The organism is Mesorhizobium sp. B2-5-7 (assembly GCF_006440875.1).
GTDB lineage: Bacteria > Pseudomonadota > Alphaproteobacteria > Rhizobiales > Rhizobiaceae > Mesorhizobium > Mesorhizobium australicum.
On sequence record NZ_VFUO01000005.1, the window covers coordinates 38,222 to 51,991 of the forward strand.

Consider the following 13,770-nt stretch of genomic DNA (forward strand, 5'->3'; position numbering starts at 1 on the left):
CACCTTGTTTGAGCGCCTCACATTCGAACAATTCCCTTTCTACCTCCATCTCATAAAACACCTTGCGGCGCGGCGAATGCCGGTCCCGAATCCGGTTGCCAACGCGAGGGGCGAAATCCTTCACTCGCTGAAAGGCCGGCCTGCTGTGGTCGTCAACAGGCTTCCTGGCGAAAGCTTGACAGCACCGACAGTATCGCATTGTCGCTCTATTGGGGACATCCTGGCGCAAATACACCTGGCGGAACCGATTACCCACGACACCAGGTCAATCTGCGGGGGCTCGAATGGTGGAACGAAGTGGTGCCGGTGGTCGGCCAATACGTGTCCGATGAACAACGGTCGCTGCTCACCAGCGAGTTGACCTTTCAAAACCGAATTGCTGTGTCCTCCGCCTACGAGCAACTCCCCAAGGGGCCGGTGCACGCTGATCTCTTCGTGACAACGTGTTGTTTGACGGTGGTCAGCTAACCGGCGTTTTGATTTCTACTTCGCCGGATGCGACGCCTTCCTATTCGATATTGCCGTGTGCCTCAACGACTGGTGTGTCGATGACTGCACCGGCCGCCAAGACGGTGAGCGGGCAGCCGCTTTCTTAGGCGCTTATGAATCCGTTCGAGCGCTTACTCCAGCCGAGCGCATATTGCTTCCCGCGATGCAACGCGCTGGAGCATTTCGCTTTTGGCTTTCGCGTCTCTGGGATCTTTACCAGCCCCGGGAAGCTGCAACCCTCAAAGCACACGATCCAAGCCACTTCGAGCGCATGTTACGCGTGCACAGGGAAGAAATCGTATGAGCAAGGCCGCGAAGATCACCAGTGGAAGCGAAGGCAGTATGGCACCACTCTCAAAGACCGCGTTCTCGAGCTGCTTTCGCAGATCGAGGCGGAGGGCCTGTACAAGCGCGAGGCGCGTCATCACTTCGCCCCAGTCGTCCCAGATCGAGGTTGGATGCCGCAAGCTGCTCAATTTCTGTGCCAACAACTATCTCGGCCTTGCCGACAGCGAAGAGCTGCGCGAGGCGGCGAAGGCGGCGCTCGACCAATACGGCTACGGCATGGCCTCGGTGCGCTTCATCTGCGGCACACAAGAGGAACACAAGCAGCTCGAGGCAAAGATATCGAGCTTCCTGGGTATGGAAGACGCGATCCTCTACGGTTCCAGCTTCGACGCCAACGGCGGCCTCTTCGAGACGCTGCTTTCCGAAGAGGATGCGATCATCTCCGACGCACTCAACCATGCCTCGATCATCGACGGCGTGCGGCTCTCCAAAGCGAAACGCTTCCGCTATGCCAACAACAATATGGAGAGCCTCGAGGAAGAACTGAAAAAGACTGAAGGCAGCCGCTTCAAGCTCATCGCAACCGACGGCGTCTTCTCGATGGACGGCATCATCGCGAATTTGGCGGGCGTCTGCGACCTCGCGGAAAAATATGATGCAATGGTGATGGTGGACGACAGCCACGCTGTCGGCTTCGTCGGTGAGCATGGCCGTGGCACGCCGGAATATTGCGGCGTCGAGGGCAGGGTGGACATCATCACCGGTACGCTGGGCAAGGCGTTGGGGGGTGCCTCCGGTGGCTATACGGCGGCGAGCACGCCGGTGGTTGACTGGCTGCGCCAGCGATCGCCTTACCTCTTCTCCAACACACTGATGCCAGCGATCGCGGCAGCATCGCTCAAGGTTTCGACATCATCGAGAGGGGCGACCGGCTGCGTGAAAGTCTCTACGAGAACGCGCAGCGCTTCCGCTCCGGCATGGAAAAGCTCGGCTTCACATTGGCCGGAGCTGATCACCCGATCATTCCGGTGATGATCGGCGATGCTGCGCTGGCTTCGCAGATGGCCGATATGCTGCTTGAGCGCGGCATCTATGTGATCGGCTTTTCCTTCCCGGTCGTGCCCAAGGGCCAAGCCCGGATCAGGACGCAGATGTCGGCGGCCCATTCGGCAGCCGATATCGACCGGGCAGTTGCAGCGTTCGGTGAGGTCGGCCGCGAACTCGGAGTGATTGGCTGATATCCAACATGATGCGCGCACTCGTCAAAACTCGCGCCGAACCGGGCATCTGGTTGGAAGAGGTGCCGGTGCCGGAGATCGGCCCCAACGATGTGCTGATCAAGGTCAGGAAAACCGCGATCTGCGGCACCGACGTGCACATCTACAATTGGGATCAGTGGGCACAGAAGACCGTGCCCGTGCCGATGGTGACCGGCCATGAATTCGTCGGCACGGTCGCCGATTTCGGCGCCGCGGTCACCGAATACAAGATCGGCCAGCGCGTCTCCGGCGAGGACCACATCGTCTGCGGTCATTGCCGCAACTGCCGCGCCGGGCGAGGGCATCTCTGCCGCAACACGCTGGGCGTCGGCGCCCATCGCCCCGGCGCCTTCGGCGAGTACCTGGCGATCCCGCAGCACAATGTGGTGCCGATCCCTGACGACGTCCCCGACGAGATCGCCGCCATCTTCGATCCCCTGGGCAATGCGGTCCACACGGCGCTGTCGTTTGATCTCGTCGGCGAGGACGTGCTGGTCACCGGCGCCGGGCCGATCGGCATCATGGGCGCTGGTGGCGCAATGCGTCGGAGCGCGCAAGGTCGTCATTACCGACATCAACCCGGTGCGGCTGTCGCTGGCCAAAAAACTCGGCGTCCAGCATGTCGTCGACGCCTCGAAGGAAAAGCTGCGCGATATCATGCCGGCGCTCGGCATGACCGAAGGTTTTGACGTCGGTCTCGAAACGTCTGGCGCCGCACCCGCCTTCCGCGACATGATCGACGCCATGAACAATGGCGGCAAGATCGCCATTCTAGGCATCGCGCCGACCGGCTTCGAGATCGACTGGGACAAGGTCATCTTCAAGATGCTGCATCTCAAGGGCATTTATGGCCGCGAGATGTTCGAGACCTGGTACAAGATGATCGCACTGGTGCAAGGCCCGCTCGACGTCACCGGCCTCATCACCCACCGCATCGGCATCGACGATTTCCAGACGGGGTTTGACGCGATGCGGAGCGGCAGTTCGGGCAAGGTGGTGATGGATTGGTAGCCGGCGGTCGGGACTAGCCTCGAGAGGCGCGATCTACCCATGAAATTCCGGAGCCCCGCGATTTCCGATTCCTGAGGTGTTCCACTCAGGGCTGCCTTGTGTGGTTGGCGGTAGGCCGGCGGATTTGCGCTCGCACCGGGCCGCGGAGCTCCGTCGTAAGGCTCTTTGTTCCAGTGCAGCCGCACCATCGAGGCGGGACTTGTCGGTGCGAAGCTGATCAGCGGCGGGGCGTCTTGGCGCTGATCAGCGCGTCAGCCATGTAGAGGTCCTGCAGGGAGATACCGGAGCTGTCGAAGACAGTGATTTCGGTGTCGGAGAGGCGTCCGGACACACGCTTGGCAATGACGTCGCCGACTGGTGCTACTGCAAGCACGCCGGCGTCGATCTCGTCGCGCACGTGTTGGAACTCGCCGATCTGAACGGACTGGGAAAGCAGATCGCAAAACAGACGCGCGTTGGGAAATAGTTCGCTCGGCAATTCGCGCTTGCCTGGGGCATCCGACCCCATGCTGACGATATGGGTTCCGGGTCCCACCCAGGCGGCATCGAACAGCGGTTCGCGTGAGGGGGTCGCAGTGACCACGATGTCGGCCGCGCGCACGGCTTCTTCGGGCAAGACGGCGCGCGCATCCAGGCCTTTTTCGCCGATCTGATCGACAAAAGCGTCGAGCCGCGGCGAAGGCCGCGCCACGACCAGCACGGTTTCGATTGGGCGGATGCGAGCCAGCGCCATCACTTCGAAGCCTGCCTGGTTGCCGGCACCGAATATCGCCAGGACCTTGGCTTGCTTGCGCGCAAGGAAATCCGCAGCAACCGCGTCGGCGGCGGCCGTCCTGTAGGCGTTGACCTTTCCGGCCTCGATTACAGCGCGGAGCCGTCCTGTATTCTGATCGAGCAGCACGATGGTGGAGTTGTGCCGGGGAAGGCCACGTGCGGGGTTGCCCGACCAGAAGGAGCCGATTTTCACTCCGGTCAGGTCGTCCGACGAGCCGGATTTGATAGAGAAGGTATTGCTCGCCTCCTGCGTGCGCCCGATGACAGCAGGGAAGACCCAACTCTGCCCCGAGGCTGCTGCCTCGAGAGCCTCCCGCGCCGCCTCGAAGGCAAGTTCATGCGTGACAAGGGCGGCTGACTCGTCTTCGCTGATGTAGATCATCCGAAATTCCTTCTGAGCATCAAGCGCTCATCGCTGAGACGTGTCCCGGCTATGCCATCGTGGAGGCTGAGAACACATCCGTTTTGGATGGGTGCGGAGGACACGCCGAGCGAGGGTAATCACAAACGGGGACTCAAGCTGCCCGATATTGTTCGCCCGATTTGTGCAACTTGGCGTGCCGAGGAACTGCCGAAAACGAATGATCTCGCTTATTTGAAAGGGCAAAACAGCAGAGAAATCTGCTGTTGGGGCGCAATTCTAAGGTCCGACTTCAATTCGACAGCGATCAAGAGACTGCACCTCCCATGGCCCCCCAACTCGAGCGAGACATCGTCATCCCTAGCGAGCTGATGAAATTGGAAACCCGTCATTTGCCGGGCGCACTGAAGCTGTCGCAGGAGATGGGCTGGCCCTATCGCCTGGAGGATTGGGAATTCGCCGCCGCTGTCGGCAGGGGCCTGGTTCTCGAGCAGGCAGGGCAGGTGATTGGCACCGCCATGTCGTGGATTTACGGCAAGGCTTTTGCCACCGTCGGCATGATCATCGTCACTGGCCCCGCGCAAGGCGGTGGCAACGGTTCGCGGCTGTTTGATGGATTGCTTGAGGCGGCGCAGGGTCGCAACGTGCTGCTCACGTCCACCGAAGAGGGGCTCGCGCTTTACAAGCGCCGCGGCTTCACTGCCTGGGGCACGGTGCTCCAGCACCAAGGCCTGCTGACCACTGCGGTGACGCGGGGGGGCGGTGACGGTGTGCGTCAGGCGACGCTCTCCGACCTCGCCGCGATCCAGGCGTTCGATGAACGGGCCACGGGCATGCCGCGACCATCGATGGTCGCGGCACTCGCCGATGTGGGCAAGGTCGTCGTAGTCGAACGCGACGGGCGGATTGCCGGCTACGCCATCAGCAGGAGGTTCGGCCGTGGCTATGTCATCGGCCCCTGTGCGGCCGAGTGTGACCAGGATGCGCGGCTTTTGATCTTGGCGCAGCTTTCTAAGCTTCATGATCAATTCGTTCGCATCGATATCTATGCCGAAGATAGATTGAGCGATTGGCTCGAGAGCCTCGGCCTCCAGCAGGTCAGCTCGGCGACCGCCATGGTCAAGGGCCAACGGCCTGTCTCCGAGGGCTCAGCCCACATGTACGCGCTGGCAAACCAGTCGTTCACCTAGGAAACGAGAATGAACAAGATGGCGGCAAACCTGGCAGCGAGCGAGACGACCGAGACGTTCGACGCCTTGATTACCCCAGCGCTGCTTTTGGATCGCGGACGGCTCGAACGCAACATTCAACGGCTGGCTGAGCGTGCCAAGAAGCTTGGCGTGGTGCTGCGCCCCCATATGAAGACGGCCAAAAGCATCGACGTCGCCCGATACGCGTTCCCTCGCGAGCCCGGTCCGATCACGGTCTCGACCATCGCCGAGACGGAATATTTCGCGGACCACGGCTTTCGCGACATCACTTATGCGGTTGGCATCTCGCCGGCTTCGGCCAGGCGCGCCATGGAGCTTTGTCGCCGTACCGGCGCTGATGTGAAGCTGTTGCTCGATACTGTGGAGCAGGTCGATGTCTTGGCCGACGCGCGCCAAGCCACCGGCATGGCGCCATCGGTGTTCATCGAACTGGACTGCGATGACCATCGCGGCGGATTGAAGCCGGACGACCCGAGATTGCCCGACGTGGCCAGCAGCGTCGTCGCTGCCGGTGCCAAGCTCGTCGGGGTGCTCGCTCATGCGGGCGAATCCTACGGCTTGAACACACCCGATGCACTGGTCAGGGCAGCAGAGAATGAGCGTTCAGCCACCGTGCGCGCAGCTGAAGTCTTGCGCGCCCATGGCCATGCCTGTCCGATCGTCAGCGTCGGCTCGACGCCAACCGCGCATTTCGCCCAGAATCTCGAGGGTGTCACGGAATTGCGCGCCGGGGTCTACATGTTCTTCGATCTCGTTCAGCACGGGGTTGGCGTCTGCGACCGCGACGATATCGCGATGTCCGTATTGGCCACGGTGATCGGCTCCAAGCCGGAAAAGGGATGGGTGCTGGTTGATGCCGGGTGGATGGCACTTTCGCGCGACCGGGGAACCGCAAACCAGCAGATCGACCAGGGTTTACGGTGTGGTCTGCGACGAGAAGGGGCGGGTGCTTGAAGATGTGATCGTGGCCCAGGCCAGCCAAGAACACGGTATCCTCGCCATTCGTGCCGGCTCTCGAAAGTCCATGCCGGAGTGCCGCTCGGGGCTCGGATCCGAATTCTGCCCAACCACGCATGTGCGATGGCCGCCCAGCATGATTTCTACAGCGTCGTTAACGGGGACAGCACCAGGATTGAAGCGCGTTGGGAGCGGATGCGCGGCTGGTAGGCGCGCAACTATGCCTCGGATTTCGCCCAATCAAATCAGCATTGGTGGTCAAGAAAATGAAGTTTACCTCTTACTGGCTGGATATGTCGACGCTGATAGGCAGCACCACGGCTGATGTTATGGATGGGCGCCCCGACTTGAATCCCTGGAAGGATTTCAACTGGCCGGCGATCCCCGGCTATTTGGGGCGTACCTTGTTCCTGCCGGTTCTCGGTGCCTATTACCGCATGAAGGACCTTATCGGGTGATGACGCCCCTCGAACACCTGTCGCGCAACGGCCACCTGGACAAGTTCTTCATCGAAGGTCGATGGGCCGAGCCGCGCGGCACCGCGCCGGGAGTCGTCATCAATCCCGCCACAGAAGAGGTCGTTAGCCAGTTTCCGCTTGGCAATAGCGAGGACGTGGACGCAGCCGTGTCAGCGGCTCGAAGGGCATTCGCCACCTGGAGCCGGACCACGCCAGAATACCGCGCGGGTCTGCTCGATAGCCTGCAAGAGTTGCTGGAGGCCCGCGGCGAACTGTTGGCTCAATGCCTCACCCTCGAAATGGGCGCGGCGATCGGCTATGCGCGCAGCGCTCAGGTGCCGCTGGCTATCGCGCATGTTAAGGTTGCGCGTGATGTGCTGACAGCCTTTCCCTTCGTCAAGCAGCGGGGGCAAACCGCCATCACCCACGAACCGATCGGTGTCTGCGCCTTGATCACTCCATGGAACTGGCCACTTTACCAGATCACCGCCAAGGTTTCGCCGGCTCTCGCTGCAGGCTGCACGGTCGTGTTGAAGCCGAGCGAGCTTTCCCCCCTGGACGCTCTTCTGTTCGCCGAGGCGATCGAGGAGGCCGGCTTCCCTGCCGGAGTTTTCAATCTGGTGCAAGGTGATGGTGCATGCGTGGGTGCTGGTCTGGCATCCCATCCGGATGTCGACATGATCTCCATTACCGGGTCCACCCGCGCGGGCATTGCGGTGGCCCAGGCGGCAGCGCCGACCGTCAAGCGTGTCGCGCAGGAACTGGGTGGCAAGTCCCCCAACGTGATCCTGCCTGACGCCGATCTCGACCGCGCCGTTTCCGTGGGCATAGCCGCCGCCTTCCGCAATCTCGGCCAGTCATGCAGCGCCCCGACGCGCATGATCGTGCCACGCGAGCGGCTGTCCGAGATCGAGGCAATCGCCAAGAGGGCCGCGGCCCAGGTCGTCGTCGGAGATCCTCTTTCGGAAGCCACAACTCATGGGGCAATTGCCAACCGTGCCCAATTCGAACGCATCCAAACCATGATCGGCGTCGGCATATCGGAAGGAGCCAAGCTCGTCATCGGCGGGCCGGGTCGTGCACACGATCTGAACGTCGGCCTCTTTGTGAAGCCGACGATCTTTTCGGACGTGCGCACTAGAATGCGCATTGCACAGGAAGAGGTTTTCGGTCCAGTTCTCTGCATCATCCCCTACGACACAGTCGAGGAGGCCGTAAGTATCGCCAACGATACGGTGTACGGCTTGGGAGCCCATGTGCAGGGCGAGGACTTGGATGTCGTCAGGGACGTCGCGTCGCGCATTCGCTCCGGCCAGGTTCATCTCAATTACCCGGCCTGGGATCCGCACGCCCCGTTTGGCGGTTTCAAGCAGTCCGGAAACGGACGTGAATATGGGATCGAGGGCATGTTGGAATATCTCGAGGTAAAATCCATCCTCGGATATTTCTAGGCGACAGCTTTGCCCGGTGCAGAGGCGCGCCGGCTGCGCCATCCATGCCAACAGGCGCCTTCAATGGGCACCCCGCATCCAGGGGCACTATCTTCGCATTCTTCCGTTGGCAGTGGTGGCGCTAAGGGACGGACGGCCGCCGATTAATCATGAGGACGTCGATGCGACCAGAGGCGGTCGACAGCTGTCGTTTTCAATCCGGCACCATAGCCGGATTGGAAGGGGCAAGAGGCTTTGTCGCACCCCAAGTGGTCCGCACGACCAACGGCGCATTGATGTTCGAGCAAGGGGGAGTATGCGGCTATCTGCAGACCCGAATTGAAGGGATGCCACTGCATCAGGCGATGCCCACCCGCGACCTGCTTTTTCGAACCGGCAGCGCTCTGGCCCAACTGGACCTAGCTCTTGATCGGGTCAGCGTGCCCGCGGCCCACCGTCCCGCTCTATGGCATGTCGGTTGCTGGTCGAGATTGAAGGAACTGCAGGAGTACCTGCCCTCCGGGACGGTCGCCGGCTGCGTTCGCGTCGCGATGGGCGAGTATACCGAGTTTGTTCAGCCGCAAATCTCGGATGTGGCGTGGCAGGTAACGCATAATGATCGCAGCCCGTCCAATATGATGGTGACCAAGCGGGGAATGGGTTTTATCGATTTCGGCGATGGCTGCTGGAGCCCCAGGATCCAGGATCTGGCGATCGCTGCAAGTCATGTTGTAAAGGATGCGACACTTCCTTTGGGTGGCGCCGAACATCTCATTGCTGGCTATGCCTCTGTCATTACCCTTTCGGCGCTGGAAGCAAGGCTGCTCGTCGGACTGATGCGGGCGCGACAAAGCGCACTGATCTTGATCAACTACTGGCGATCTCATCTCTTTCCGGTGTGCCGGAATCGCAGGCAGCGGACTTTTTCGAGGCGCAGATCCGTTCGGCCATTGTGGATCTGAACCCTCGCAGCATTGGCGTCGCGGCCCTGCTCATCGACAGTATTTTTTCCAGTGATGGCGTTTGGGTGGATCCTCCCCGCTTCATTGCCAGTGGCGTTGAGGCGGTGCGGGAGGCAGGTGGTCTCATCATCGCCGACGAGGTTCAACCGGGCTTCGGACGAACCGGGGCTCATATGTGGGGCTTCGAGCGGCACGAGATCGCTCCGGATCTGGTTACCCTCGGCAAGCCGATGGGCAATGGATTTCCAATTGGCGCTGTTGTTGGTCGCAGAGCACCGATGGAGCAATTTGGTGCCACATCTCGCTACTCGAACACTTTCGCCGGAAATACAGTTGGCATAGCGACGGCGGACGCCGTGCTGACAATCCTGCAGCGTGATCAGATCCCCAGAAAGCGCATGCCATGGGTCAGCGCCTTCGAGCCGGGCTGGAGAAAGTCGCGCAGCAGCCTTGCGGGGTTCGCGGAATCCGAAACGCTGGGCTTTTTTGGGCGTCGACATTGGGCCTGAGAGCGCGCCCTCGGCGGACCGGCGTGCAATGGCTTTGGATGTCGTGAACGCACTGCGCGACGACGGGGTGCTTGTCAGCACGACAGGCGCCAACGAGGATTCACTCAAAGTGCGGCCTCCGCTCGTCTGCGAAGCCGAGCATGTTGACCTTTTCCTTGCATCCATGAAACGCGCGCTGCTCAAGGTCACAGGCTAGAGGCGGGCGAGCCGTTAGGCATTCCCTGTCTGCCCGCCGTTCAGAAACCGGCCAGCGTGTGCTCGTACACGTGACGACGGAGCTGCCGAAAACGGGCAGCTAGCGGGTGTCGATCAGCTTACGCGAGCCAGTCTTGATTACACAATGAGCGAAGCGTCCCCAGGCCGGTTCGGCGTCGTAAGCAAAATCCAGCACAAATTTCCTCAAGCCAAACAGCGCCCTTCATCCAAGATCATGAGAAATCATCGGGGTCGATCGGAACGGAAAAGCCGACTTTGACACGGTCCATGATCACCATTGTTTTAAACCCCTTAATATCTGGGTTCTCATAAAAAAACTTGCGGGTAAAACTCTCATAGTCTTCCATGCTTTTGGCCGTGACGATCAGCACGAAATCCGCATCGCCGGTTATATAATAGCCATTCATGACCTCCGGCGTGTGTCGAATGGACTGCTTGAAACGGTCGACTATATCCACACGCTCACGTTCGAGAGACACCAAAACCAGCATTGCGATCGGACGGCCGACGGCCTTGGGTTTTACGACGGAGATGTCGGCCTCGATCACTCCCTCATCCCGCAAGCGCTTGACGCGCCTTTGCACCGCAGTGGCGGAAAGGCCCACCATATCGCCGAGTTCCTCGCTCGTGTGGCGATTGTGTGTCTGCACCATTCTCAGCAGGCGTGCGTCAAGTTGGTCAAGCCGCATAAACATTCCCGCACATTTGATTTGTTGATCGCGATCACATGACCCCGAGAAAGCTGCAGATTGTCGTCCTCAGAATGCGAATCGCGGTGCCTTGGATGCGGGGTCGCTTCAGAACGAGGTCGAATAGATCCTTGGCAGTTACCGCCATTTGGAAATCGACAAGCGCGCCGCAGCACTCAAAGTCAGCGAGTTCGGCCTACGCGATCGATGTCCTTCGTTCCCATCAAACTGCCTTGTAGATCAAAGGTAGGCCCAACAGCATGGCAGAATGTGCCGCAATGCGTGCTCATTCCGCAGGACCTCGATCTGCCGGTCGCAAAAACCAGCACGAACTGCCGTCTCATTCGCCTCTTGAGCGAACCGGCCGAAAGTCGCTGTCCCTCTGTCTAGCTACAAAACGCCGTCGACATGGGGTCTGTTGAACCTGCCAGTTCGAGTGCTCTTTCACGTTTGGGTAAAATTCCAAGCCATGAGATATGTCGCTTGTGATTGGGCCGCCCCGTCGACGAAACCCAGCCTGCCCGAAGTCGGCGATTCATGGAGCTCTCCCAGAGAGCCCGCAACCATGACAGCGGGCGGACCGCAGACGGTCTTCGGCTTGCGAGGGTGATGTCCGCCGCGCTCGCCCCTGAGTCACGAGTGCTTGAGGCGCCTTAGCACCCCAGTGCCGGAAAGGCGTATCATGTGGCCGAGGCTTCGGTTGTGTGATGGTTGGGCGTCTGCGGGCGCCCATCAAACGGTCAATCCGCGTGACTGTCCTGCTGCGTGATTTCTGCATCCTGCGCAAAACAAGGCAGGAATCCTGCGTCATTGTTCCGGTTTCATCGCAAAATCAGCGCACTCGTTCCATTAGCCTTCACTCAACGAGTCGATATGTCGGAAGACGTGCCTCACGGCAGGCGCGGCGTGGCTGCGTAGGGACAATGGCGAATGGTAAATGTTGCTGAAATTGCGGAGATGGACCGCAGGACGGTGCTCCATCCCTTCACTTATCTGAAGGATTATGCATCCGGCGGGGTCGATCCTACGATCGTCGAGACAGGAAAGGGCGTCACGATTCAAGACGCCACCGGTCGGGAATATATCGACGGCTTTGCCGGCCTATATTGCGTCAACATCGGCTATGGCCGCACTGAGGTCGCGGAGGCGATTTCCCGGCAGGCCTACAAGCTCGCCTACTATCATTCCTATGCGGCGCACACGACGGAAGAACTTGCGCGGCTTTCGGACCGGCTGGTCAGGATGGCACCGGGCAACATGTCCAAAGTCTTCTACGGCCTGTCCGGCTCGGATGCGAATGAGACCCAGGCGAAGATCGTTTGGTATTACAATAACCTGCGGGGAAAAACGAAGAAGAAGAAAATCATCGCGCGGGAACGCGGATATCATGGATGTTCCGTCGTCTCTGGCTCGATGACGGGAATGAGTTTCTATCACGACCACATGGATCTGCCGGTCTCCGGCATTCTCCGCACCGGCGTCCCGCATTTCTATCGCGGTGCGCATCCGGGAGAAACCGAGCAGGACTTTTCGGCGCGGCGCGCCGATGAACTGGAGGCGCTCATCCTGGGTGAAGGCCCGGATACCGTGGGCGCGTTTATCGCCGAACCGGTGCTGGGGACCGGTGGCATCACGCCGCCGCCGATCGGATACTGGCCGAAAATCCAGGCTGTGCTACGCAAATACGACGTTCTGTTGATCGCCGACGAGGTGATCTGCGGCTTCGGGCGCACCGGTGCCATGTTCGGATCGGACCTCTACGGCATCGAGCCCGACCTGGTAACCGTCGCCAAGGGCCTGACATCGGGTTACGCGCCTCTTTCGGCGTCCATCGTGTCACAGAAAGTCTATGAGGTCATGGAGGAGGCAACGCCGCGCGTCGGCGCCTTCTCGCATGGCTATACCTATTCCGGACATCCCATCAGCGCTGCTGCGGCGAACGCCGTCCTCGACATCGTTGAACGCGAGGATCTTGCCGGTCAGTCGGCTCGGAAAGGTGCTTATCTTCTTGCCCGGTTGAAGGCGGAGTTCGTACAGAATCCTATCGTCGGCGAGGTTCGGGGCATTGGCATGCTGGCAGCCTTGGAGTTCGTCGCCGACCGCGGAACAAAAGCCACTTTCGATCCGGGGCTGAAGGTTGGCGCACGCATCTCGCAGGCAGCCCGCGACCGAGGCCTCATTGCTCGCGCCATGCCGCATGGAGACATCCTAGGCTTTGCGCCGCCGCTGGTCATGACGGAGGCGGAGATCGATGAGATGGTCAGTATTGCCAAGGCGGCTGTGGACAGCGTGCTCATAGACATGGATGCGCAAGGCGCGGTGGCCGGTTAACATGCTGCACCGCAAGATCTCACGTGCGGCCGAAGTCCTCAAGGTCAAAGATCTCGCTAAGGTATTCGGCGCCACGAAGGTGCTGGACGGAGTTAGCTTCACCGTAAGGCAGGGCGAGGTCGTCTCGCTGATCGGGTCGTCGGGGTGTGGGAAAAGCACCGCGCTTCGCTGCACTAATTTTTTGGAGACGCCGACTTCCGGGCAGATCGAATTCCTGGGAGAGGCCATCTCTGTGACCACCGACGCGCGCGGAGAGCCGAAGATTGTCAACGCAGCTGCGGTCAGAGGGCTTCGACGCCACGTGGGAATGGTTTTCCAGAACTTTAATCTCTGGCCGCACCGCACCGTTCTCGGCAACGTGACCGAGGCGCTCGTATGCGTACTCAGGCTGTCGCGGAAGGAAGCAGAAGAGACTGCGCTGTGGGCGTTGTCGAAGGTCGGCATGGAAACCTTCCGCGACCGCTACCCGCAACAGCTTTCGGGCGGCCAGCAACAGCGCGTCGCTTTCGCGCGCGTCCTGGCGATGCGCCCGAAATTGATGCTGTGCGATGAACCGACATCCGCGCTCGATCCGGAACTGGTCGGAGAGGTCTTGAAGATCATACGCAGGCTCGCGGAGGAGGGTGCGACAATTCTCCTCGTGACGCACGAAATGCGGTTCGCAAGGGAGCTGTCGAACCGAATGCTATTCCTGCAAAAGGGCCGCCTCGAGCAGGATGACACGCCGGAAGAACTGTTTCGAAACCCCGCGAGCGAAGCGGTGAAGCGGTTTCTTTCGAGCGTTATGCCGGCCAATGCCTGAAGACAGGCGCTGGGACAATCAAG

The 13,770-nt window shown here is 60.5% G+C and carries 8 protein-coding genes and 4 pseudogenes; 10 read left to right on the forward strand and 2 right to left on the reverse strand.

All coding sequences use genetic code 11. The annotated features are described in order from the left end of the window. Positions 1–863: 863 nt before the first annotated feature. Positions 864–2,015: pseudogene (locus FJ543_RS21310) on the forward strand (glycine C-acetyltransferase). Further along, a pseudogene (gene tdh / locus FJ543_RS21315) lies at positions 2,015–3,047 on the forward strand (L-threonine 3-dehydrogenase). The pseudogenes FJ543_RS21310 and tdh overlap by 1 nt, the downstream one beginning before the upstream one ends. A 217-nt stretch (positions 3,048–3,264) precedes the next feature. Here tdh and FJ543_RS21320 read toward each other — a convergent pair. Then, complete coding sequence (locus FJ543_RS21320) at positions 3,265–4,203, reverse strand: ornithine cyclodeaminase family protein (RefSeq protein WP_140876901.1); 939 nt, start codon at positions 4,201–4,203, stop codon at positions 3,265–3,267. 305 nt (positions 4,204–4,508) lie between these two features. On the opposite strand from FJ543_RS21320, the gene FJ543_RS21325 reads away from it, so the two are divergent. The 6 genes and pseudogenes from FJ543_RS21325 to FJ543_RS21350 form a co-directional block, all read left to right on the forward strand. After that, positions 4,509–5,372 (forward strand): GNAT family N-acetyltransferase, encoded by an 864-nt coding sequence (locus tag FJ543_RS21325; RefSeq protein ID WP_140876903.1) that lies wholly within the window; start codon positions 4,509–4,511, stop codon positions 5,370–5,372. An 18-nt stretch (positions 5,373–5,390) separates the two neighbouring features. Continuing rightward, a pseudogene (locus tag FJ543_RS21330) lies at positions 5,391–6,560 on the forward strand (alanine racemase). Between the two features lie 56 nt (positions 6,561–6,616). Next, positions 6,617–6,808 carry a hypothetical protein gene (locus FJ543_RS21335; RefSeq protein ID WP_181174031.1) on the forward strand — a complete coding sequence of 64 codons (192 nt, stop codon included), beginning with the start codon at positions 6,617–6,619 and terminating at the stop codon, positions 6,806–6,808. Continuing rightward, complete coding sequence (locus tag FJ543_RS21340) at positions 6,805–8,259, forward strand: aldehyde dehydrogenase family protein (protein ID WP_140876905.1); 1,455 nt, start codon at positions 6,805–6,807, stop codon at positions 8,257–8,259. The genes FJ543_RS21335 and FJ543_RS21340 overlap by 4 nt, the downstream gene beginning before the upstream one ends. 161 nt (positions 8,260–8,420) lie before the next feature. After that, positions 8,421–9,200: a phosphotransferase gene (locus tag FJ543_RS21345; protein WP_246678847.1), complete on the forward strand. Its 780-nt coding sequence runs from the start codon at positions 8,421–8,423 to the stop codon at positions 9,198–9,200. Next, positions 9,107–9,905 (forward strand): annotated as a pseudogene (locus FJ543_RS21350) (aminotransferase class III-fold pyridoxal phosphate-dependent enzyme); the annotation flags it as partial. The gene FJ543_RS21345 and the pseudogene FJ543_RS21350, both read left to right, overlap by 94 nt. Positions 9,906–10,137: 232 nt before the next feature. On the opposite strand, the gene FJ543_RS21355 reads toward FJ543_RS21350, so the two are convergent. Next, the gene (locus FJ543_RS21355; protein WP_140876909.1) at positions 10,138–10,614 is read right to left on the reverse strand and encodes an Lrp/AsnC family transcriptional regulator; all 477 of its coding nucleotides are present in this window, start codon (positions 10,612–10,614) and stop codon (positions 10,138–10,140) included. Positions 10,615–11,544: 930 nt separating this feature from the next. Here FJ543_RS21355 and FJ543_RS21360 point away from each other — a divergent pair. Beyond that, entirely contained in the window at positions 11,545–12,945 is a 1,401-nt protein-coding gene (locus tag FJ543_RS21360) for an aspartate aminotransferase family protein (protein ID WP_140876911.1), read from the forward strand. A 1-nt stretch (position 12,946) separates the two neighbouring features. After that, positions 12,947–13,747, forward strand: coding sequence for an amino acid ABC transporter ATP-binding protein (locus FJ543_RS21365; protein WP_140876913.1), 801 nt, complete (start codon positions 12,947–12,949; stop codon positions 13,745–13,747). Positions 13,748–13,770 lie beyond the last annotated feature (23 nt).

Excerpts from the sequence above, each read along its gene's own strand:
- FJ543_RS21365 (WP_140876913.1), top strand. The coding sequence starts at position 12,947 with ATGCTGCACCGCAAGATCTCACGTGCGGCCGAAGTCCTCAAGGTCAAA.
- FJ543_RS21335 (WP_181174031.1), top strand. The coding sequence starts at position 6,617 with ATGAAGTTTACCTCTTACTGGCTGGATATGTCGACGCTGATAGGCAGC.
- FJ543_RS21325 (WP_140876903.1), top strand. The coding sequence starts at position 4,509 with ATGGCCCCCCAACTCGAGCGAGACATCGTCATCCCTAGCGAGCTGATG.
- FJ543_RS21345 (WP_246678847.1), top strand. The coding sequence starts at position 8,421 with ATGCGACCAGAGGCGGTCGACAGCTGTCGTTTTCAATCCGGCACCATA.
- FJ543_RS21320 (WP_140876901.1), bottom strand. The coding sequence starts at position 4,203 with ATGATCTACATCAGCGAAGACGAGTCAGCCGCCCTTGTCACGCATGAA.
- FJ543_RS21355 (WP_140876909.1), bottom strand. The coding sequence starts at position 10,614 with ATGCGGCTTGACCAACTTGACGCACGCCTGCTGAGAATGGTGCAGACA.
- FJ543_RS21360 (WP_140876911.1), top strand. The coding sequence starts at position 11,545 with ATGGTAAATGTTGCTGAAATTGCGGAGATGGACCGCAGGACGGTGCTC.